The 22689-nt window shown below is 48.3% G+C and carries 16 protein-coding genes and 4 pseudogenes; 4 read left to right on the top strand and 16 right to left on the bottom strand.

The window, feature by feature from the left end:
* Positions 1 to 355: 355 nt before the first annotated feature.
* Entirely contained in the window at positions 356 to 886 is a 531-nt protein-coding gene (locus tag ACFPYJ_RS32130) for a chromate transporter (protein WP_379192504.1), read from the bottom strand.
* Between the two features lie 29 nt (positions 887 to 915).
* Complete coding sequence (locus ACFPYJ_RS32125) at positions 916 to 1551, bottom strand: chromate transporter (RefSeq protein ID WP_379192502.1); 636 nt, start codon at positions 1549 to 1551, stop codon at positions 916 to 918.
* 288 nt (positions 1552 to 1839) lie between these two features.
* Between ACFPYJ_RS32125 and ACFPYJ_RS32120 the strand changes: the two genes are divergently transcribed.
* Together ACFPYJ_RS32120 and ACFPYJ_RS32115 are read left to right on the top strand one after the other, a co-directional pair.
* Positions 1840 to 2202, top strand: a complete 363-nt coding sequence (locus ACFPYJ_RS32120) for a hypothetical protein (protein WP_379192500.1) — start codon at positions 1840 to 1842, stop codon at positions 2200 to 2202.
* The gene (locus ACFPYJ_RS32115; RefSeq protein ID WP_379192498.1) at positions 2180 to 3043 is read left to right on the top strand and encodes an ROK family protein; all 864 of its coding nucleotides are present in this window, start codon (positions 2180 to 2182) and stop codon (positions 3041 to 3043) included. The genes ACFPYJ_RS32120 and ACFPYJ_RS32115 overlap by 23 nt, the downstream gene beginning before the upstream one ends.
* A 249-nt stretch (positions 3044 to 3292) precedes the next feature.
* On the opposite strand, the pseudogene ACFPYJ_RS32110 reads toward ACFPYJ_RS32115, so the two are convergent.
* From ACFPYJ_RS32110 to ACFPYJ_RS32065, 10 genes and pseudogenes are all read right to left on the bottom strand, one after another.
* Positions 3293 to 4072 (bottom strand): annotated as a pseudogene (locus ACFPYJ_RS32110) (SulP family inorganic anion transporter); the annotation flags it as partial.
* Positions 4073 to 4264: 192 nt separating this feature from the next.
* Positions 4265 to 5758 carry a glycerol kinase GlpK gene (glpK, locus tag ACFPYJ_RS32105; protein ID WP_379192496.1) on the bottom strand — a complete coding sequence of 498 codons (1494 nt, stop codon included), beginning with the start codon at positions 5756 to 5758 and terminating at the stop codon, positions 4265 to 4267.
* Between the two features lie 45 nt (positions 5759 to 5803).
* A pseudogene (locus tag ACFPYJ_RS32100) lies at positions 5804 to 6369 on the bottom strand (glycerol-3-phosphate responsive antiterminator).
* A 267-nt stretch (positions 6370 to 6636) separates the two neighbouring features.
* A complete protein-coding gene (locus ACFPYJ_RS32095) occupies positions 6637 to 8127 on the bottom strand; it encodes a sulfatase family protein (RefSeq protein WP_379192494.1) in 1491 nt (496 codons plus the stop codon).
* A gap of 21 nt (positions 8128 to 8148) precedes the next feature.
* Positions 8149 to 9618, bottom strand: a complete 1470-nt coding sequence (locus ACFPYJ_RS32090; RefSeq protein WP_379192492.1) for an ABC transporter substrate-binding protein — start codon at positions 9616 to 9618, stop codon at positions 8149 to 8151.
* 103 nt (positions 9619 to 9721) lie between these two features.
* On the bottom strand, positions 9722 to 10534 hold the full coding sequence (locus tag ACFPYJ_RS32085) for a carbohydrate ABC transporter permease (protein ID WP_379192489.1): 813 nt from the start codon (positions 10532 to 10534) through the stop codon (positions 9722 to 9724).
* A 10-nt stretch (positions 10535 to 10544) separates the two neighbouring features.
* Positions 10545 to 11471, bottom strand: coding sequence for a carbohydrate ABC transporter permease (locus tag ACFPYJ_RS32080; RefSeq protein WP_379192487.1), 927 nt, complete (start codon positions 11469 to 11471; stop codon positions 10545 to 10547).
* A gap of 100 nt (positions 11472 to 11571) precedes the next feature.
* Positions 11572 to 13392 carry a cache domain-containing sensor histidine kinase gene (locus tag ACFPYJ_RS32075; RefSeq protein WP_379192485.1) on the bottom strand — a complete coding sequence of 607 codons (1821 nt, stop codon included), beginning with the start codon at positions 13390 to 13392 and terminating at the stop codon, positions 11572 to 11574.
* The gene (locus tag ACFPYJ_RS32070; RefSeq protein ID WP_379192483.1) at positions 13389 to 14972 is read right to left on the bottom strand and encodes a response regulator; all 1584 of its coding nucleotides are present in this window, start codon (positions 14970 to 14972) and stop codon (positions 13389 to 13391) included. Before ACFPYJ_RS32070 ends, ACFPYJ_RS32075 begins: the two co-directional genes overlap by 4 nt.
* Positions 14973 to 15553: 581 nt before the next feature.
* Positions 15554 to 16775 (bottom strand): annotated as a pseudogene (locus ACFPYJ_RS32065) (IS110 family RNA-guided transposase).
* 327 nt (positions 16776 to 17102) lie between these two features.
* Between ACFPYJ_RS32065 and ACFPYJ_RS32060 the strand changes: the two are divergent.
* On the top strand, positions 17103 to 18587 hold the full coding sequence (locus ACFPYJ_RS32060; protein ID WP_379192481.1) for a hypothetical protein: 1485 nt from the start codon (positions 17103 to 17105) through the stop codon (positions 18585 to 18587).
* A 317-nt stretch (positions 18588 to 18904) separates the two neighbouring features.
* Here ACFPYJ_RS32060 and ACFPYJ_RS32055 read toward each other — a convergent pair whose 3' ends face one another.
* The 3 genes and pseudogenes from ACFPYJ_RS32055 to ACFPYJ_RS32045 form a co-directional block, all read right to left on the bottom strand.
* Positions 18905 to 19090 (bottom strand): DUF4177 domain-containing protein, encoded by a 186-nt coding sequence (locus tag ACFPYJ_RS32055; protein ID WP_379192478.1) that lies wholly within the window; start codon positions 19088 to 19090, stop codon positions 18905 to 18907.
* A 296-nt stretch (positions 19091 to 19386) separates the two neighbouring features.
* Positions 19387 to 19942, bottom strand: a pseudogene (locus ACFPYJ_RS32050) (thioredoxin family protein).
* 31 nt (positions 19943 to 19973) lie between these two features.
* The gene (locus tag ACFPYJ_RS32045; protein WP_379192476.1) at positions 19974 to 20396 is read right to left on the bottom strand and encodes a VOC family protein; all 423 of its coding nucleotides are present in this window, start codon (positions 20394 to 20396) and stop codon (positions 19974 to 19976) included.
* A 354-nt stretch (positions 20397 to 20750) separates the two neighbouring features.
* Here ACFPYJ_RS32045 and ACFPYJ_RS32040 point away from each other — a divergent pair, with 354 nt between their 5' ends.
* A complete protein-coding gene (locus ACFPYJ_RS32040) occupies positions 20751 to 21140 on the top strand; it encodes a hypothetical protein (protein ID WP_379192474.1) in 390 nt (129 codons plus the stop codon).
* 883 nt (positions 21141 to 22023) lie between these two features.
* On the opposite strand, the gene ACFPYJ_RS32035 is transcribed toward ACFPYJ_RS32040, so the two are convergent.
* A complete protein-coding gene (locus ACFPYJ_RS32035) occupies positions 22024 to 22647 on the bottom strand; it encodes a PEP/pyruvate-binding domain-containing protein (RefSeq protein WP_379192506.1) in 624 nt (207 codons plus the stop codon).
* Positions 22648 to 22689: the final 42 nt, after the last annotated feature.

The raw sequence follows: 22689 nt of genomic DNA, 5'->3' as shown, positions 1-22689 counted from the left end.
ACTTCCATCGTACCGAGGCGCTCGTTTTTTTGCAAAGCGGAAATTTAACGCTCTACAGGAATGCTATCGTGTCCGTTAGCTTAATGATTATTGCCCAGCAAGACTCAACCACGCTGGTCATTTTCGGGGTTTCTTCCCGAAGCTTCTTACAGACACAGGGAGTCCGTTTAGGATCCCAAGCTATCTCTTTTAGGATTTATTGTTGAAGGTATCAATCTTATTTAAGATACCCGTACGTCTTGCAATAACTAACTCTATTTCTTGATCTATTCTGTATAATTCTAACTCATTCGTTGTAGGTATACGGACTTTTCTTTTTCGATGGCCTAAAGTCAGCAAACGATACTTTATTTGATTAAAACAATATAATACCGGCCACCCCGGCCGCAATGATTACCATAATGGGATGAAGTCTGTATTTCAGCAGGAGGTAAAAACTTCCGGCGCAGATCAGGAGCGTACAAACCGTCACCCAGGTAAAGCCCGTCTCGCCGGCCGGAAATCCGAAATGGATCGCAGCGTATGCAATTAATCCCGTAATGACGGGCCGTAATCCGTAGAACGAGGATTTTACCCATTGATTATGCTGCAGCCGGAAGAAAAAAGCCGCCATCAGCACAACCACGGTGAGCGAAGGAAGCACCATTCCAAAAGTGGACGCAGCGGCTCCCAGGATGCCGGCCGCTTTGTAGCCGATCAGGGTGGCTGTGTTGGTAGCAATCGGACCAGGCGCCATACCAGCAAGCGATACAGCTTCCTGGAAATCTCCGCTCGTCATCCACTCATTAGCCGAGACCTCGAATTGAATCATGGGAATCACCGCATAACCACCGCCGAAGGAAACCAGACCGATTTTCAAAAATGTGATGAACAGTCCCCAAATCAACCTTCATCCCTCCCTTCTAAACGTGTTTCTTAGATGTAATATTCAAGGTAAACCGACTCCGGCTTCTGAGTTTCCGAGGATATTTTCTCCGTATTCGCCTTAAGACCCATTAATTTCTTCACCTGGATAAGCACAATCCCTCCAAGCAGTCCAAAAATAATGATATACAAGGGATTGATGTTCGCGAACAGCACCATAAGTGCAGCTATCGATACAGACGCTGTTGCAGCATCAAATACGGAAGTTTTGAACATTCTGTAAGCAGCCATGAGGATAAGCGCAACGACGGCACCGTGTATCCCCTTCAACGCCGCCTCAATCTTAGGATTATCATTCAAATATAAATAAAACAGGCTGAGTATAATGACGATCAGAAAAGTAGGAAACGTCACACCCATAACCGCCGCAACCGCCCCCAGGAAGCCGGCCTTCCGAAAGCCTACGAAAGCCGCCGCATTCACGCCAACCCCACCCGGTGCAGAACCGGCCAGGGATATCATATCGGCCATATCCGCCTTGTCGAACCACTTCTTCCTCTCCACAATCTCACGCTCAATGACCGGCATCATGGCATAACCGCCACCGAAAGTCGATGGTCCAATCCGAAAAAAAACCCAAAGCAGCTGTAGGAGGATTCCCAGTCGTTCTTTCCAAGCCTGCGCCATTGCTTTAGCCTCTTTCAATCGCTTTTCTCTATTTTATCACATTTAATCCATTTTGGATTTAACTAATTGGTAAATGGGTTATAAATTCATTTTATGAATAGTATAAGGTTTGTTTAATAACCGTTATTCTACTTATTTTTACCAAATTCCGATTTCAATCCTTTATTTAATTCCATTGTGGTCAAAAGTCTAGGGAATGGATTTGGCCACGATAGCGGAAGTCATTCCATTCGGGTATAATCAGAATTAAATTTATGAATACAAAACTTGTGTAAGTAGGGATTAACCATGAAGAACAAACCCGAGAGAGCTATTCCTTCCCATAAAAAGCTTATTTACACCGAAGTGGCCGAGCAGGGGACCGTTTCTAAGGCGGAATTATTAACGTCGAGCAAGCTTACGAGCAGTACGTTAACCCGCCTATTGGATGATATGGTTGCGGAAGGGCTAATTCAGGAAACCGGTAGGGGTCCTTCGAGCGGCGGAAGGCGGCCCATTCTTTATCAGATCAAACCTGATTACGGCTATATTTTCGGACTGGATATTTCAAGGATCTCCTCGACACTCGGCTTATTCGACATGCAGATGAATCCCAAATCGCTTGTTCGTTGGCGTATGGATGAGGCTTATGACACCGGAACGAACGGTTGAATACGTAGCCCGTCTCATGTCGGACATCTTAAGGGATCATCAAATCGGGCAGGGTCAAATCCTTGGTATGGGCATCGGGGCTGTCGGACCCTTGGACCGGACTAACGACGTTATTCTAAGTCCTCTCTATTTTCCGGCCAGGGGCTGGACGCAAGTTCCGATTTGCCGGATGTTTGAGCAGGCAACCGGGATTCGAAGCACACTCGAGAACGGAGCTAACATGGCCCTGGTTATCGAGCAGTGGTCGATGCGCCACGAAAATGTCCAGCATGCCCTGTATATCCACGCCGGCGTGAGCCTGCGTTCAGCTATGATGTCTTATGGTCAGATTGTCCATGGAACAGTCGATATGGAAGGATCGATCGGGCAAATGATTATTCAAACGGACGGGCCAAGACTACACCCTTCCGGAAATTATGGAGCCCTTGAAGCTTTAGCCTCCGTGCAAGCCTTGGAGAAACAAGCCAGAAATCAAGCGAAATTGGGTGATAGCGCGCTGCTGAAGCAATATCGGATCACACCTGAACAGATAAATTTTGATATCCTGGTACAAGCCTTGTCTTCCGACAATCCTTCCGTTCGGGAAATGTTTCATCAATCCGCCATTTATTTCGGAGTTGGACTTGCCAATCTGATCAATATTTTTCTTCCGGAGCAGGTCATATTAGGCGGAGCCCTGATCAATTCCAATCCCATGTATTATCAGACCACGACGGAGATCGCCATGAAAAATACGTATAATTATCCAGCCTATGAGCCTCAGTTCCCGAAAGGCCAACTGAAGGAAGACGCGGTTGTCACCGGGGCCGCCCTGATCGTACGAAACAGCATGGAGCTGTAGAGATTAGAGAAGAATGCCCGAAAGGCCCTAAGAATTCACTAAGTTCCTCCATTTTCTGCGTCCCGGAGCCTTCTCCGTTCTTTCTGCCGGATCACTTCCTCCGGTAGCAATCACTTCATTTTTGGTAAACCATCCATTTATGCCAGGCATGGGGACCTCCTTCATGTTCGACAACGCTGAGCGGGTGAGCCAAAACCTTGAATAACTCATTCCGGAATTCTTGCAATGCCCAGTTTCAACCTATTCACCTCACTTTGGGGATTCACTCAACATCGCTATAATGCTCTGTTGTGCTTCTGGATTGGATAATTCATGGCATTCTCGAAATGCGTAATGTTTGCAACCCAAGCACTTGTTATAGTCCAATTGGAGCAAGGCATAGTCGATTGCCTCACCTGTATGTTCAAAAAAATGTTCAGTCCCTATCAGGTCGTACAGTCCTGTCTTTTTCAAAACCCACACAGGTTGTGCCTGTATACCTGATACGAGAACGATACCGCCTAGTTTATTGAAGTGCTTTACCAAGCTGGACAAATTTGCTTCGCCGGTTGTGTCTAATAAAGGAACCCCACTCAACCGAAGAAGCAAAATTTTGGGTCGAAGGTGAATGGTATCCATTATGGACTTTTCAAACATGTTAGCGGCCCCGAAGAACAACGGACCTTCTACGGTGTAAATACTGAGCTGCGGGCAGTCATGTCCCTCCGTTACCATATGTGCCTTAACCTTTTCCGAGGCAGGGTCCGGCAGCACTTTTGCCACGGATAACAATTCGCTCATTCGTTTCACAAACAGCAGAACGGCCAAGAGTAAGCCAACCTCAACAGCTGTTGTGAGATTTGTGAATACCATTAATATAAAGGTGATAGCAAGTACAATGGAGTCGCTGGTTTTGGTTTTCAGGACATGGACGAACTCTTTTCGCTCACTCATATTCCAAGCCACAAGCATCAGAATCGGAGCCATACTGGCAAGTGGGATTTCCGAAGCATAGGGTGCGAACAAAATTAGAACGAGCAGCACAACAACCCAATTTCTGACATGTAAGCTCCTCCTTATTTCTCGGATGCCGAAAGCTCAGCGACATCTGGATACAATTTTCTGACGGCGGTATACAAAAAAACCATGACAATTACTTCCAGCTTGCCCAAGGGCTTGCCGAAAGTCGTCATGGTTTCTCCAATTCTCCAACCGATATTAACTTGTGTCCTAACTATACCACTATTCGTTCTTGAATGCTATGGCCGCTTGAACCGCCCGGCTCCATCCTTTGTATAGCTTGATGCGACGGTTCGCATCCATTCGCGGAACGAATGATCGTTCGACCTTCTTCAATTGGCGAATTTGTTCACGATCACTCCAATAACCGACAGCCAAACCCGCCAGATAGGCGGCTCCCAGAGCCGTTGTTTCATGAACTGCCGGCCTTTCAACCGCAGTACCCAGCATGTCGCTCTGAAACTGCATCAGGAAATCGTTCATAACAACTCCGCCGTCTACGCATAAGTTACTAAGCTTCATACCGGAATCCTCTTCCATTGCCTTTAAGACATCCTTGGTCTGGTAGGCCAGCGATTCTAACGTAGCCCGTACCAAATGCGCTTTGGTCGTGCCTCTTGTTACGCCGAATACGGAGCCGCGAACTTCACTGTCCCAATGGGGAGTTCCAAGTCCTACGAAAGCGGGTACGACGTAGACACCTTCGGTAGAATCCACCTGGAAGGCAAGCTCTTCCGTCTCGCCTGCAGAAGCGATGAGACCGAGCCCGTCCCGCAGCCACTGAATGGCTGATCCTGCTACGAAGACGCTGCCTTCAAGAGCGTATTCGATCTCTCCGTCGATCTGCCAAGCGATTGTTGTCAATAATCCATGAGCAGACGTTACAGCCTTCTCCCCCGTATGCATGAGCATGAAGCAACCAGTGCCGTACGTATTCTTAACGCTGCCTGGCCTATGACAACCTTGCCCGAACAAGGCTGCTTGCTGGTCTCCGACGACGGAAGCGATCGGGATGTGAGCTCCGAACAAGGCTGCATCGGTCTCTCCATAAACCTCCGAGGTCATGCGGACTTCCGGCAGCATCGCTCTGGGGATGTCCAGAATATGCAATAACTGCTCATCCCATTTCCCCTCATGAATGTTATAGAGCAATGTCCGGGAAGCGTTGGAAGGATCGGTAACATGTACGCGCCCCCCTGTCAGCTTCCACAGCAGCCAACTGTCGATGGTCCCGAACAGCAGATCCCCCTGAGCAGCCTTTTCACGCAATCCTTCCGTTTCATTAAGCAGCCAGGCTAACTTCGTCCCGGAGAAATAAGGATCGAGCAGAAGCCCGGTTTTGCCCGTAAACAGCGGTTCATGCCCGGATGCTTTAAGTTCTTCGCACAAGTCCGTAGTCTGTCTCGATTGCCAGACGATTGCCCGCCGTATAGGCTGACCGGTAGTCTTGTCCCATACAACCGTCGTCTCCCGCTGGTTGGTAATGCCGATGGCCGCCACTTGGCCGGGAGCGACTCCGGAGCTGCCCAACGTGCCGCGGATGACGTTAAGCGCCGACTGCCAAATACGCTCGGCATCGACCTCAACCCATCCGGGCTTCTCATAATGCAGAGGAACTTCCTCACGAGCGATATCCCTGATATTCCCTTCCCGGTCTACCAACATCGCCCGAGTGCTTGTCGTGCCTTGATCCAATGATAAGATATATGATTCCATTAAAAACTCCCCTTTTCTATGCAGGACTCCAGTTCTCTCTTTGCCTTATCGATCGTTAGGGGAGGCTGGAGCCCACAATTGTTGCCGGGATGTCGTGATGGCAGCCGCGCCCGCATGGAGGCTTCTTCCACTTCTTCAATCGTACGGATTAATCCCCCTGATATGACCGGGATTCCGGTCCTTTCCCGAACTTCAGCGATCAAATGCGGTACAATCCCAGGTAATACTTCGATGAAATCAGGCTTCGTTTTTCCGGCTAGCTCAATGCTTTTGTCCATCGCCCCCGAATCGATCAGAAAGATTCTTTGGATCGAAATTAAACCGTTTTGCTTCGTTTTCTGAATAACGGCCGTTCGCGTGGATATAAGTCCTGCGGGACGAATTTGCTGACATAGAAATTCCGCGGCATATTCATCGTTCTTGAGACCTTCGATAAGATCGGCGTGAAGCAGCACTTTCTTGCCATGCTGATTGGCCAAGTCGACCATCGGCTTCATGAGTCCGACTTGACCTCCCAACAAGACGATATACTCGAACGGAAGCGAAAGCAGCTTCTCCAGCTCTTTCATGCTCTTGATCGCTGGCAGCACTCGTTGGTTAGCAAAAAACAAGCTCGTCACCCCCTACAGTTACATGCGATACGCCGTACTCTTTTTAATATGACATAGGAATGGCTTGTATTCAATCTATAGAAACGCCGGCGGAAGCGAGCGCTCCAAAAAAAATATCGATTGAAGGATCGCATTAGCTGTGTTAATGAGTAGTCAAACATGGTGATCAGAGGCCGTAGCAGCTCCGCCAATCGTTAGTTGATAGCAAAGAGGCTGCCCATAAGACTATGGGACAGCCTCCTCTCACAGTACCGTGCGAGCCGTTTCTTAGTTGACCGTAAAATCGCTGACTCCCTTGGATAAATTGAATTGCCGGATTCTTGTTAGCGGCCTCGCTTTATAAGGGAAACTCCTAAGTTGTCGGAATTCCAATGCCGGAGCAAGCCCTTTGTGCCTGTTCATTTCCTCTGTTGCCGCTTCCCTTAGCCTAGCCGTGATGTCGGGAAACCCCTCGGCCAATTGCGTGAGCTCGTCAGGATCTTCCTTCAGATGGAACAACTGCTCCCTCCCGCCATTCGCAATAAAGATGTATTTCCAATCTTGATCGCGCACCATGACTTTGAACGTAGGCAGACCAGGCTTACCATACCAGCCAAACAAGTATTTGCGTTGCAAGGCGGTTCCATCAACGCATCCGAGAACGTCGATGCCGTCGCGCGTTTGCGTCTGTCCTGCGGCATGGGTAGCGATGGCGAACAAATCCGTCAGACAGACAAGATCGTCCCTTCTTTCCCCCTCGGGCAATCGGGAAGGCCAGCTGACCATAAACGGTACGCGGGTAGAAGACTCGAAGAAGCTTTCCTTTTGCCACGCATGATGGTCGCCCATATGATCGCCATGATCGCTGAAGAAGCAGATTATCGTATTGTCCGAATCCGGCCTGCTTTCCACGGCATCCAGAATCTTCCCGATGCACTGATCGATATACGTGATTTCCCCGTAATAGCGGGCCTTCAAAGCCCGCGCACGCGGATCATCGATGTCCTCCGCCCAGATGAGATAATTCATCCAGCTAAGCTGCTCGTCCATGAAGTCCGTCTCCGGCTTTCCTCGGACGGGATTCGGCATGGCATCGGGATTATACATGCGATTGAACGGGACCGGAGGGGCCAGCGGCGGATGCGGTCCGATGAACGATACGAAGCCGAAGTAGGGACGTTCGTCTTCATCGGCTTGAATCAGCTCGACCGCCCGATCCGCCGCCCACGCTTCCACCGTAAGGTCGGCGGGCAGCGGGCTCGTCTGCGGCATATAGTACATTTCCGTCCGTTCTCCATGCAACTGCTCGATATGGCTGTATTCCGGATGCTGCTCGGAGATGAACCGTGCATAATCATCGCCCATCAGCTGCTCTTCGGTATTCATCAGCTCCTCGCTGCGCAGCTGAACCTCATACCCCAGGTCTTCGTTCCATGGGTCCGTGTGAAACTTGCCGACTCCGAACGTTCGATAGCCCAATGCCCTCATCGTACGGGGCAAATAGTCTCCGCAACGTTCCTCATGGTTCAAAGGCTGATCAGCAGGCAGATGCAATCCCCCGTTATCATAGTATCCCGTGTGATACGGCTCTCTTCCGGTCCGGATCGTGTACCGAGCCGGCACGCAGACCGGACAGGTAGAATATGCTTTATTGTAGGTTAGTCCGCGTTCCGCAAGCAGGTCTATGTTCGGCGTCCGAACGATGCCGTTACCGAGCGCACCTAACGAATCAGCCCGAAGCTGATCGCACATAATGAGCAGAATGTTAGGTTGTTTCATTCGATCCACTCCCATTAATGCTTATTCGGCTTTCTTCATTCCGTAATTGTTCGCTTCGGTCCAATCGTTCGTCGCCTTCGCGTTGACCATACCTTTGTTCCATTCCTTGTTCAGCTCTTCGGTTAACTTGGATACATCAACCGTTCCTCCGAGATAAAGCTGGATGGATTTAACCAGAAAATCGGAAAACTCTTTGATCGTTGCCGGACCCGTATAATTCGCTCTGCGGATATCCTCGTTCTTAAGCTCGAAGCCTTGCAGCTTCTCCGGCAAAATCGCATTGTTGATTGTTGGCAGATAACTTAGTACCTCTCCAAGTTGCCCTTGGACTTCCGGCGAAGTGAGATACATGATCAAGTCCGCAGCTGCATCAAGCTCTGCTCCCGTGGTGGATTTTGAGATCGCCCACGATTCATTCGCGGCACCGCCAAGCACGACGGACTTGCCCATCGCATCAGGAAACTGTTCCTTCGTTATGACCGGGATTGGCATGCCTCCGTATTCGAAGTTTCTGCCTTCCATATCTTCCACGAGTGAAAGATCGGCGGAATTAAGCGGAAGCATAGCCGCTTTACCTGTTAACCATAGCTGCTGCGCGGTTTTCTCGTCGATACCGTTAAAGTCGGAATTCCAATATTGCGAGAAGTCCTTGAACAGCTCCAGCCCGTCTTTGAAAGGCGATTTCGTGTAGTCGATCAAGCCAAGATCCGTAGCACGAGCCAGCTCGTTCTTGATCACCATGTTGTCACCGTCCGTATCCATCTTCTTCCGGAGCGGCTCATCAAGCTGTCCGAAGATGGATGTCAGGAACCAACTCATATGACTATTGGATTGCCCTGACATGGCCATCGGAATAATACCTGCAGCCTTTAGCTTTTTATTGGCTTCTATAAACTCAGGCCAGGTTTCAGGAGCTTTCGCGATGCCCGCTTTCTCGAACAATTCCTTGTTATAAACGATCCGGATCATGGCGGTGTAAGCTGGAGCCGAATTAACGACGTTGGTGGCTGGATTAATGCTGTCTTTATAGAACGAAGGAAGGAATGTGTCTTTCCAAGGCTTCCCTGGGTTGTACGGCGATTCTTTCTCCATATAAGGAGTCAAGTCGTACACTTGATCTTTCGCGAAATCCTCCCACACCCATGCCATACGGGTAAGCACAACTTCCGGCATGCTATTCGCAGCCTGCTGGGTTACCATCCATGTCCGGTAATTATTATCGGGGATAAATGTAAACTCTACTTCGGTACCGGTCTTTGCCTTGTAATCAGCGAAAATCTTCTTGTAGGTTTCTTCGACTTTCTGTGCGATCGCATACTCCGCACCCCAGACTGCAAGGCTGAGTTTGGCGGATTTGCCTGATTGTGCTCCTTTTCCTGAAGGAGCTTCGGATGCATGATTATTCGAATTGTTTCCGCTGCAAGCCGAAATGACGGACATCGCTAGAATGAGGCTTAACATGATCAGACCAAGCTTAAGTTTTTTTCTCATGTTGATTGGACCCTCCCAAGGTTTTATGTTTGAACGCTTATCTTTTTCTCATGATTCTATATAAACCTGACTCAGAGGACGTCACTCCAAGCCAGTTATACAGCTAACCCTTCACCGCGCCTTGCGTAAGACCGGATACGAATGGCTTAGTGGCCATGAAGAACAGGATCAGGAGCGGAAGGGAAGCAATGATATAACCCGCCAGTTTTACTCCGTCTCCCTGGTTTATATCGCCGGAGATCGTCGTAATGGCGAGAATGACCGGCATCACCTTGTCCCCTGACGTTACGACCAGAGACCAGACGAAATTATTCCATATCTGTAAGCCCGACATGATCGCGACAGTAGCGATAATCGGCTTGGACAGCGGGATAACGATTCCGGTGAAAATCCGGAAATCCTTAGCGCCTTCCATCTCGGCCGCTTCATACAAGCTTTTGGATAACCCCTCGAAGAAGGTGCGCATGAGCATCACGCCCATCGCCGTATAACTCGCTGCCGGAGGAATCGCTTGACCGATTAACGTGTTGTACATGCCCATGTCCTTAATATTGATGAATTGCGGAACGAGAATGACAAAGCCCGGAATCATCATAAGCATGATGATAAAGGTATAGAAAAAATTCTTGAACGGAAAAGAGTATCTGGCAAAAGCATACGCTGCAGTCGACGATGCGACGACCGTAACCGCAACCCCCATAGCCGTGACAAAGATTGAATTAACGATCGGATTCGCAATTTGCTTAAATGCGCTTCTAAAGTTATCAAAGTAAAACGGTACCGAGAAAAACCATGGATTTTCGTAAATTTGCATCTGATGCTTGAAGGCCGAAACAAGCATGACGAAGAACGGATACATGGATATGGCGAAGATAACGATGACGGCCAGGTTAACCCCTATGCTTCCTTTTTTCATGCTTCACCTTCTATTCGATTTTGTCCGTATTTTTGATGAGCTTCTGAATGATAAACGTCAGTATGAGCAGAACAACAAACATCAGAACACCTATGCTTGAAGCGTATCCGAATCGGCCGTAATTAAACGCCTGATCGTAGATATGCAAGGACGGCGTTATCGTTGAAATCCCCGGCCCCCCGTTCGTTAAGACATAAGGGGCTTCGAATACTTGAAAGGCATGAATCAATGAATACATTAGAACCAGCCGAATTTGGCTCGCCATGAGCGGCAGCTCAATCGAGAAGAATCGCCGGATTGGGCCGGCTCCTTCAATCTGGGCCACTTCGAACAAATCCTCCGAAATTCCCTGCAAGCCTGCCAGATAAAGAAGAAACGGCAACCCCGCAACCCATGGAAACCCGACGAATATGATTGCCCCTAAAGCAGTCGATGGATCTCCCAGCCAGGAATGTTTGAGATTCTCGAGCCCAACGGTATCGAACAATTGATTGATAAGTCCGAAGTCCCCGGAATACATCCACCGCCAGAGCAAGACCAAGACCATCATTGGCACGACAAGCGGAACGATGAAACCAACCTTGAGGAAATTTTGCAAGCGGTTGTTTTTTACCCGGAACACTAAAAGAGCCACGATCATCGGAATGGTCAGATTAATCAGGACGGTTGCGATCGAGATTTTGAATACGTTTGCAAAAGCGACTCTGATCTTCTCATCCGTGAGCAGTTCCGCATAATTTCCGAAACCGATAAACCTGTTGACATTGACTCCGTTCCAATCGAATAACGATTCGACAATGGCGGTGAAGAAAGGATAATACTTGATGGAGGAAAGAAGCAGAAGTGCAGGCACCAGGAATAGATAAGCCGTTTTGTATTTCCATATCCGGTGCAGCAGCCCTTTGCTGCGGGGGTTCTTGTAAGCGAATTCATTCATGGTTATCATCCCCTTCTATTCGGAAGCTCTACTGAACTCATTATAGAAGGGGACCGGTTTTCCAACAATGTGACAGATTTACGCGCTTGTGTGTATTTTTTTACTCTGGGACTGCCGGTATCCGTATGGTAACCTCTGTTCCGACGCCTAGTTCGCTATTAAGCGTAATTCCATATTGGTCCCCGTAATAGAACCGGATCCGGTCATGCACGTTTTTGATGCCGACTTTGCCTGCAGTCGTATCCGATTGCTCGGGCGTGGACGGATTCGCAAGCCGATTTCTCAGCAAAACGAGCTGTTCCTCGGTCATTCCCGCTCCGTCGTCGCGTATAGAGAAGAGCAGATCCATTCCCTCTTTGCGCGCCTGGATAACCAGCTCGCCCTTACCGCGCTTTACCTCAATGCCATGGAATACCGCATTCTCAATGATAGGCTGAAACACCAGCTTAATCATCTTGTAGGAAAGCAATTGCGTCGGAATGTCTAAACGGACGGTAAGCTTATCCTCGAAGCGGATAGACACAATGTCCAGGTAGTTGCGTATATGCCCGATTTCTTCCGCTACGTCTACTTTAATTCCGCCTGCTTTCGTGCTGTAACGGAACATATCCGACAAGGCTCTGGCAATCTCGCTGACCTTGGGTATGCCTTCTACAACCGCGATGCTGTTAATCGTTTCTAAGGTGTTATATAGAAAATGCGGATTGATCTGCGCCTGAAGGGCGTTGAGTTTCGCTTCCCTCTCGTGCAGTTCGGCTCTGTACACTTGTTCGATCAAATATTTGATCCTGCTGATCATCTCGTTGAAGTATCGGCCAAGCTCCCCGATTTCGTCTTGGGATAACTTGCCTGCATGTACGCCTAAATAACCTTGGCTTACTTTCAGCATGGCGTTCTTAAGCCGTTTGATAGGAGAAACTAAGCCAAGCGATAGGAATTGAGAGACGAAGATGGCGAGACCGAAGCTCCCCAGGACGAATAATAGCGTTATGTTACGCATCTTGCGGCTATCGGACAGCAGAACCGCCAAGTCGTTCCGAATATAGACGTCCCAATCGACGGTCTCGAGCGCGGAAGACGTGACCAAATATCTCTTGTTGCCTACTCGTATTACCTTATAACCGTCAGCATCGTCGTCCGGAAGGCCAATGGCTGACGATATCGGCTGGCCGATCTGCCGGGAATCGGTATCATAGACGATGTTTCCTTCGCGATCGACAATCATCATGGTCGCCGAAGAATCGAGAAGGAGCGGTTCCAGAAATTTCTGAACCTCTTTTAAGCTGAAATGGATCATGATATAGCCCAACGTGGCTTGCGGCCTCTGAAGATCTGAAACCTTCCGAATGTAGGTCAGCTTACAATTCTCAACATCCTTCTCTTCCGGCAGAAGACTCTCCGGCAGCCAGGCCTGGGATAAATAAGGGCCAAGCAGCATCTCGGTTCTGCCGCCGCTTTGCATCGCTGGAAACCAAGGCTCGATATCGAACGGATGGGACTTCTTAACCATCTCTACGTTCTCGTAGAAGGTGAATCCTTCATCATCTAACAGTGTGACGGACTGGATGATTCCGCGGAAATTATAAAATTCCTCCTGTCTTAGGAAGAGCGAATTCATATCCAATTGATTGCGTATTTTGCCAAACTCATTGGCCTTCTGGCTCTCCTTCCACAGCGTTTGAAAGTTATCCTGGTAGACCGTATAGGAATATTGTTCGATCTGCTGCAGGAATTGATCCATGTCGGCGGTGAACGTCCGCATTAATTTCGCATTGTATACTGCCGTTCGATTCTCCACCAGGTCGGAATACCATGAATAAGATAGCCATCCTAATAAGGCAAGGGGGATCAAGCTGACGGTCATGAAACTCAAGATCATTTTGGCCTGAATGCTTCGCCGGAAAAAAAGCGGGGTTCTCATGTGCGCTCCTTGCTCTCTGCCGAGGGATCATTAGAACTCTGGCGGTATTCGGTGGGCATAAGGCCAGTATGCTTCTTGAACAGCTTGCTGAAATAGCGGCTATCCGCATAACCAACGAGCTCACCGATTTGCCCTACCTTAATGGCCGAGTTCGTCAAATAAGCCTTCGCTTTCTCCATCCGGGTGCGGGTGAGAAAATCGACGAAGTTCTCCCCTATGATTTCCTTGAACATGCTGCTGAAATAACTTGACGTAACATGGAATCTCGTCGATACCGAGTGAAGGCTGATCTCTTCTGCGAAGTGCTCGCGGATATAGTCGGCAGCCAGCAGGACGTTGCGGTGAACGTCACTCTGGCTGGCATCGGTCATGAAATCACCGATTTCCTTTAGATAACCCCGTACCCAATCGGCCATTCGCGCCAGATCGTCAAACGTATCGATGCTGAGGCAGAAGTCGAAGCCCATCTTCACGAGGTTCTCGTTAAACGAAGGTTTCGTAAGAACGAGCTTCACTGCATCGGATACGATGGACAAGAAAAAGCTGCGGGCATGCTTGAGGGAAGCTCCTTCTGTATGCAAGTAATAGTTCTCAATTTCATCGATAACAGCGTCATATGAGCTTGTATCGCCGCGCACCAACAGCTCGTTCAGCTTCTTCTGAAGATACATGGGGTATTTAAAGGCGATCTGATCTTCTTCACGGGAATAAGGAATCAGATCTTCCGTACGGCTGAAGACATGTCTCTCCGCCACGCTTATAGCTTCTTGATAAGAGCGTCCGAGCTGCTGCACTTCCGCCATAGGTACGGATTCGCCGAGCGTCGCCCATATACCGGAAACATTCTGCTTCTTCAGCGTCCACAATATGTTTTTCGCGTAAGCTTGGGCTTCGGTTCCATCCTGACTAAGCACGACGGCGGATAGACGCAAGGAACTCCTGTCCCATATAATCAGACAGCGGTTGGCAGATTGGAGAGAGGCGGCTGCCTGTTCCAAGAGAACCGAGAAGGTCTGGGCGTCGTATTGCGCTTCGTCATAATGAATTAAGAACGCTGTCGCCCAGTCAGCCGTGACTCCTCTGAGTTGCAGTGTTTCCCGGAACGCATCGTTCAGAGGAATGCCCCCGCCTCGGCACAGATAATCCGCCGCCAGTTTCACCAGAATACCAGGCAGATGGCTATTAATCGTCCGCTCATGTATCTCGGACTTTAGCTTATCAATAGCCTTCTCAAGAGTCTTGTTAAGCTCAGTCGGATTAATCGGCTTAAGAATATAACTGATCGCATCCATCTGGATGGCGCGTTTGGCGTATTCGAACTCGCTGTAACCGCTGACAATAAGCACCTTTATGCGTGGAGAGAGCTTCAGCATCCTCTCGGCTAATTGAAGCCCATCGATTCCTGGCATCCGAACGTCGGTAATCAGAATATCCGGCAAACGGCTTTCCGCCAATCGAATCGCTTCCAACCCATCGATCGCTTCGCTGTCATAGACTAAGCCTAAGCGTTCCCATTCGATCATAGCCCGTAACCCCTTACGAATCCATGATTCATCATCTGCGATCATCACTTTGAACATTAGGCTTCACCTCCGGTCGATGTATTCCCTATTATAATCATTGCTAAGAAATAATCGACCCTTTAGTAGAAGCTGAGTCAGGAAACTTAAGGAAGGAACACGCAGGCAAGGCATGTTTTATTATAAAACCCTTGTTCCTCCGCATACATGCCCCAATGAGTGCGACCGCCGTCGACATCGATAATTATAGTGCACGTAGTACTCATACATACCCTTACCGTCATAGGAATCCAAGGGCAGCACGTCCGGCACTGTTTTTCGTAAGGCAACGAGCCTCTAATGGGGAAAAAGCAGATCGTTCCGCGTCTGCTTCATCAGCCGCAATTGGGGCAGCGGACACGGGCGTTGACTAGTGTCCTTCAGACTTCCGAACACCGGATAGGCGGATACCGCATACGATACAGCAGGATAATTGCCTATTCTGTTTCGCGAAGGAGACTGAGTGCCTGTATGGAGTATACTTATGCTACCCTGAAAATAACGCATGATGCAGCCCGGAAAATGGCAACACGAAACTAGGCGCAGCTACATCGTTTTTTTAAAAGCTGCGTCTGCCTAAAATTTCACAAGGTATGGACTTCTTAGGAGACTTCCAGAACGGAGAGAGATACACTAAATCCTAGGCTTTCTAGCTTGCGAACCATTTGTTTTACGATCGCGTCTTGTTGATGCTTTTCAAAATATTGTCCACCTAAATCTTTGTAATCTACGCCGCGAGTTAACAAATGGAACACAATCGTCATGATGGAATGAGCTACGGCAACGGCCGCTCGGTGTCTTCCTCTACGTGCTGCAATTCGTCTGTATTGGGCACCAAGGTAGTTGTCGGATGCTTACGGAATGTGAAACTTCAATGAGTAACGATCGGAGGTACTTGTTGCCTTTTCGGGTTTTCGAGGGTTTGCGCTTGCCGGCACTTTCGTTATGTCCTGGCACAAGGCCGACCCAAGAACAGAGATGAGCCGCGCTGGGAAATTGGGAACCAACGTTTGGTCCAACTTCGGCCAAGATTTGCTCAGCGGTAAGCCTTGCAATACCCGGAATCGTATCTAGCCGATCAATGTCTTGCTGAAAAGGGTCGAGCCGTTTGGCTACCTCTATATCCAGTTCAATAATTTGTTCATTAAGGAAGTCCACATGGGTAAGCATCGTTTTGAGCATGATTCGTTGATGGGCGCTCATGTTCCCTTGAAGCGCAAGCTCTAGTTCGTCTTTCTTTTTTTTCATGACACCACGTGCGAAGCCGGCAAGTGTTTCCGGATCTTCCTCGCCCTTAATCATCGCACTCATCATATCCCGAGCGGAAAGTCCCATAATATCGGAGGCAACCGCTGCCAGTTTGATGTTAGCTCCTTCGAGAACTTTCTGGACACGGTTATGCTCGCGAGCCCGTTCTTGAATCAAGCTGTGGCGATAGCGAACTAACTCGCGCAGTTCACGTTGATTGCGATCGGGAATGTAGCTTGCTTTCAGTAACCCATGACGCAACAGGTCACAAATCCATTCCGAATCTTTCACATCCGTCTTCCTGCCGGGAACTGCCTTCATGTGCTGGGCATTAACGACAAGAAATTGAATATCTTCCGCCTCCAACAAGTTAACAATGGGTTTCCAGAAGACGCCCGTACTTTCCATGGCAACATGCGTGCAACGATGATCTTTAATCCAATCGATCAGCTTGAGCAGGAAGACAGTGTGCGTGCGAAACGTCTTAATCTTCTTTCCTTCTGGTGTAACGATGCAAGCAGTGATGGATTTCTTGTGAACATCTAATCCGCAGGCTCGTTCAATTAGCACTTCCATGTGATTCACCTTTCTACGGCAGTTGAAAATTGAGGACTGGTGCATCAACCATAAACAGATTAATCTACCCTGCGTGCTTCCCAAAAGGGAGCGACATTCCGTGGTGCACCATGATCGTTGGAGTCAGACTAACGGTTGGGTTCGAGACACCATAGCTTAACGACCTTCCTCACCAGCCGTAAGAATAGTATAAGGCTAGATGTTGAAATTTTCATGATTCTGTGGTGCCGCGTGAGCGCGGCATGGTTGGCTAACGAGCAACAATATTACACGGTCCCGCAGCAAAAGGCGCCCGCCGGCAGCGATTGTGGGTGCGGCGGACCGCGCATGATCATGCCGACGCCGGGCGGCCCGGGCATGATGCCGACGCCAGGCGGCCCGGGTGGTCCGGGTGGACCGGGCATGATGCCGATGCCGGGCGGTCCGGGCGGTCTATTCCCGCCGCCGCGGCCGCCATTCCCGCCGTTCCCTTTTCCGTTTCCGGTACCATTCCCGTTCCCATTTCTTCCGGGACCCGGGCCACTAGCACCCGCAAAATTGGATGCCTTGATTGAGAGCATAGCCATGCTCGACGATATCAGTGAAGATATACCACGGGAGGATAGCACCCAAGTTACGTTCCATGAACTGAAGGCCGATCCTGGTCGGCCTGGTTTAATAAGCTTTATTAAAGAAGTTCATAAGCTACGAACCCTGCGAAACTTGGATCTCCCGGAAGATTTGTTCCGTGACACCCCGCATAAGGTATTGAAAAAATATCGGCAGCGTGTCTCTACCGAGGACATTCGGGAACTGCGCCGCCACCCTGGTCCGATCCGTTATGCCCTTTTATGTGCCTTTTTCTGGCTCCGAAATCAGGAGATTACAGATAACCTCGTGGAGTTACTGGTACAAATCATTCATCGGATCAGTGTTCGCGCCGAACGGAAAGTGGAGAAAGAGATCTTGAATGATCTTCGACGGGTCAGCAACAAATATGGCATTCTGTTCAATATGGCGCAGAAAGCCATTGATAACCCGGAAGGCATTATTCGCGATGTAATTTTCCCCGTGGTAAGCGAGCAGACCTTGAAGGATTTAATTAAAGAGTTCAAACATACCGGCCCGGCTTATCGGGAGAAAATCCATACCGTCATTCGGTCCTCCTATGGTAACCACTACCGCCGTATGGTGCCAGAAATTTTAGGCATCCTCCATTTTCACTCCAACAACGAAGTTCATCGACCGGTGATCCGCGCCCTTGAGCTAATCAGAAAGTATTCTGACTCCGGGATGCATTACTTCCCGGTTTCCGAAGACATCCCGATTGAAGGCGTCATTCGCACCGTAAATAGAGAGATCGTGGTGGAGAAAGACGAAAAAGGACAGGAGCGCGTCAATAGGATGAACTATGAGATTAGCGCCCTTCAAGCCCTCCGTGATAAGTTGCGGTGCAAAGAAATATGGATGGTTGGCGCGAATCGGTACCGCAATCCGGATGAAGACCTGCCTGCTGACTTTGAAGAAAGGCGCGTTGAAAACTACAAGGCACTGAAGCAACCGCTCGATGCGGGAACCTTTATCGCTACACTCAAACAAGCCATGAGCGAGGGGCTGGAAAATTTCAACGCGGGAATGCCAAAGAACCCGAAGGTTCGCATTACGGAAAAGGCCGGTGGCATTTGGTTTAAAGATAAAAACCTTTTAAATAAAGAAAAAATACTTCAAAAAATGATCGGTCGTGGATCGATATTATTGTTGATTTTTGAGCAAAAGAAAAACCGCCTATTACTGAGGCGGTTAGTTGTACTATCGTGTCTGTTAGTGGAATAGCCTCTTCTGTGCTTTAGAAGGTTCCCAGTAAATCTGTGATGAAAAATTGTAATAGAGTCCATCCCATACAGGATGACCTTGTTCTGTTTTTTTGACAATCGATATCAATCCCCCTCAAACTATTATCCCATTACAATTATAATAAAAGTACCATTATTTAGACTCAAATGTTTTATGCAGAACTATTCTGCCCGTTCAATGCCTAGCAGTACATCTGTACAAAATCTCTGATTTTGCGAAGAAGCAAAAGAAGGAGCTGCCGTGACAGCTCCTTCGTCAAATGTCTTTTATTAAGCTATCGTTCCCAGTTAGTTGAACTACTCGGCTTTCAATCTTTCAAAAATAATCTCAGAGAAGGCTGGTTTACCGTGCCCATTATAATTTGTTGGAAGCACTTGAACGAGTCGCCATCCTTCATTTGCATATTTTGTAATGGTTTCCTGATGCTTTGACTCTGCCCAAAGCCCGCCTAGAGAAGTTTCAACAAAAATATATTCGTACATGCATTTATTACCTCCTGTAAAAAAAATAAAAAGCCACGAACTAAAGAATTCGCCAAGCTCTTAAGGTAGCCTGCTCGTTAGCTTAATCATTAAGACCTCCATTTCTAGCAATCCGTCGGGAATGAGATAATGTTCTTGTCACCCGACAATCTAATCTGACTTCTACGGCAAAAGATAAATGTTCTTGTCCCTCATTTTGGAGAAAAACATTTATAACCTAGAAAAAGCCCCTGCCGCCACCTTACGATGGAGCTGGAGCTTTCTGTATAATGAATAAGCTTGGGCATTACGCCGTATTACACCAGATCGCAGGCTTCCGCCGGCATCCAGTGTGCGTCCTTGCCGTCCCATTTGACATTGCAACCGATGGGATTTGTCACCTTCACGGTAATCTCTTGACCTGAAGTGAGTTCTGAGAGCGCGTTGTCGAGATCGTTGACGGTCATCTTCCTGACATCCCGCGGTTGATCGACGCCACGGCCGGTGTAAACCAGCTTTCGCTCTACATTGAAAACGTAAAAATGCGGCGTCCGCAGCGCGCCATACGCAAGTGCGACTTCCTGCGATTCATCACGCAGATACACCCATGGGAATTCATGCTCCGCCATGTGAGCGACCATATGATCAAAGGAGTCTTCTGGCTTCGTATTCACGCTGTTCGCGTTGATGCCGACAAACTGCACACCCTTCTCGATATAGCGTTTAGCGGTTTCGCGTGTAATTTCATTCGAAAAAGATGACCAGCATCTTCGCATCGCGAAAGTCGCTCAGCTCGTAAATCTTCCCATCCGCAGCCGGCAGGGTAAAATCAGGTGCTGCATCCCCAATCGATAAAGTAAAGGTTTCTGCCATTGTCGTTCCCCTTTTATCTCATGGGATTCTTTTACAGCTTATGGTCCCCTGTGCTTTGGAAAAACTCGATGATCTCTCCGTTTAGTCCCTTTACAAAAGCGATACGTACCGGTGTCGGCGGCGTGTTACCGAGCACGGCATCCTTTGGCGCTACCGTCACTACAGCGCCTGCCGCAACTGCCACTTCGACAGCGGCGTCCACGTTATCGGTGCGGAACGCTACGTGGAAGTAGTACCCTTCCGGCTTTGGTTCACCGGAGCCGCCTGCGAATACCTCCAAATAGTTGCTGTCGCCGGTATCCAGCAGTACAATGCGCTTGTCGCCTTCGCCCCATGCCTGGCGCAGTTCAAAGCCTAAGCCCTCGGTATAAAATTTGACCGTCGCTTCAAAATCATTTGCTCTCAGCGCGACATGATGAAAGCCACCGCCGCCGATTTTGTTATTCGTGCCCACTTTGAAATGCCTCCTTTGGTCTGCATACTTCCTATCTTCCCCAGTATACCTCATTATCCATCTGCAGAAAATGAGTTACCTGGAGAAAAGTAGAAAAGCTATTGCCCGAAATCCCCTGTTCTGATCTCGCTCGATCCGTCGGTGTTTCTGTTCCTGCAACGGCTGCCATATTCGCATTTGGCGGGGACTTACGTAAGCTGTCTCACGGGAATCAATTAGGTTGGGTAAATCTGGATTCCGCTAAAGATGAGGTGTGTTAATATTTCTTTTCATAGAATTTGGGTTTTTTGGGACAACCAATATAGAAGATTCTGCATATGATATTTAATCTCAGATCAGAGAAGAGGTGAAATTATGCCTACAGTGATTAACTATAATAGGGCTAGATTAAACAACATTACAAATGGAACAGTTGTAACACTTACACCGGCAACATCACCGTTGTTATTATTAACAATGGGAATTTACGTCGCTGCTCCTGTATCATTTCTTGAAATTATGTCCTCGGTCGGCTTCGAAACTCCAGATAATGATACGCTTGTCACTGTGAGAGTCGATGTTGACTTCGTAACACAAGGTGCCAGCGATGTTTTTATTGCTACACCAAACTCGCAGCAACTGACATTCCACACGATTCTTGAGAATTTGACGGTAGGTCATCACGTTATCCAATTATTTGCTTCGACTGATGCAGATATAGGAATTGATGGTCCGGTAACCATGTCTGCCTGGGTACTTGCTTAAACTCCTTTATATTGTGAAATAATTTTGATTAAAAGATCCCTGAAATGGAGTATTAATAAAACTTCTTTTATGCAGCTGAACAGTCAGCAATTGGTAATGAATATTGCTAACTAAGCTATACCTGTATACCTGTACATATTACAGGTATACAGGTATACATTTTCTTAAAACTCCCGATTTTGTACATATATCTGAATGTATTTACTAGGAATGAATACAGCTTCCATTCCTTTTTAACGTGTTTCCAAAGCGGAGTTGTATCTACAGCCTTGACTTGCTCATGAGCTGCCATTGCGTCATCACTTCCTTATAAAAAATTTACCCTAGCAGGACTCGAGCCTGACGCTCCGTCACTCCATCAATGTATCGGAGACGCCCTCGGCCATCAATGTTCAATAGCGAAAAACGATGTACAATTCCGAAGATATCGCGTTCGACAACTTGAAACCGATCGTCAATTTCACGAATCTAGCGTGGACTACTTACGCCTAGTTCATAGGAGCTTAACGATAAACGTAAAGAAACCACCATAGATTAAAAAAAATGCGATTAATGCGACGGTTTTGACTTCCGATTTCCGACATCCGGCATCGACACGTTGAACCGGAGCCACTGCCTCCGGTCCTTTATGTTGCGCGCCTGGTTAATTCAAAGCATTAATTATAGCCCTATATTGGCGAAAACTTCCATGATATTCCATAGAGCAAAGCAATTAACATAACGCGAAGATAATTGACTCATTTTCAATAAAAAAGATAACAGGTTGCCGAAGCAACCTGTTATCTTTTTAAAATCCCATGGACGTCGAAAGCTCTCACCGATGATGATTAAAGAAATAAGTGCCAGAAAAAGGCTTCACTGGCACCATACAAATAAATATTCATCAGCCTGGCGAGAACTTGAGTCCGGTTATGTGCCGGCATTGGAGCAGCCAAAGCTCATCGTCTGCGAAGGTCCATTCAATATCGATATCCGGGCCAAAAGTATGCTCGCACTTTACAGCCAGACGGTTCAACTCGTTGCATTGCTTAACGGTCAGACATAGCGAGTGCGCGGCATTGTCGGCAAGCTTAAGTTGAATCGTTCCTTCGCACTGGCCGACTTGAATCGCAACCTCCTTCATGCTAGCCGTCGCTTCCGTAATTTCCCCATTCCGGTTCATTCTGAAGTAATCCGGCGTTACATATCCAGAAGCAACCGCTTCGCCAAGTCCCCAGGTTGCCTCTATTACTCGTTCATCCGCATTCGTAACAGGATTGCGTGTAAACATTATTCCCGACACGTCGGAAGCGATCATTCGTTGTACGATGAGCGCTACTTGTATCGCTTCCCCATCTTCCGTAGTCGCTCCCTCTGCTCGCCTCATATAGCTACGCAATCGATTCGATTGCGCTGACTCCCAGATGTACCGAATCGCTCGCTCAATTCCTTCGGCGGTCGTCACGTTCAAGCAAGAATGAAACAGTCCAGCATAGCTGGACTCAGGCTGTCGAGAAAGTCTCGACAGCCTTGTTTATGTTCAAATAATTTAATACGACACCGCGTTAAT

The organism is Paenibacillus solisilvae, from assembly GCF_042656405.1.
Taxonomy (GTDB): Bacteria; Bacillota; Bacilli; order Paenibacillales; family Paenibacillaceae; genus Paenibacillus_Z; species Paenibacillus_Z solisilvae.
Note: the sequence above shows the minus strand (reverse complement) of the source record. Positions and strands in the feature narration are given on the sequence as shown.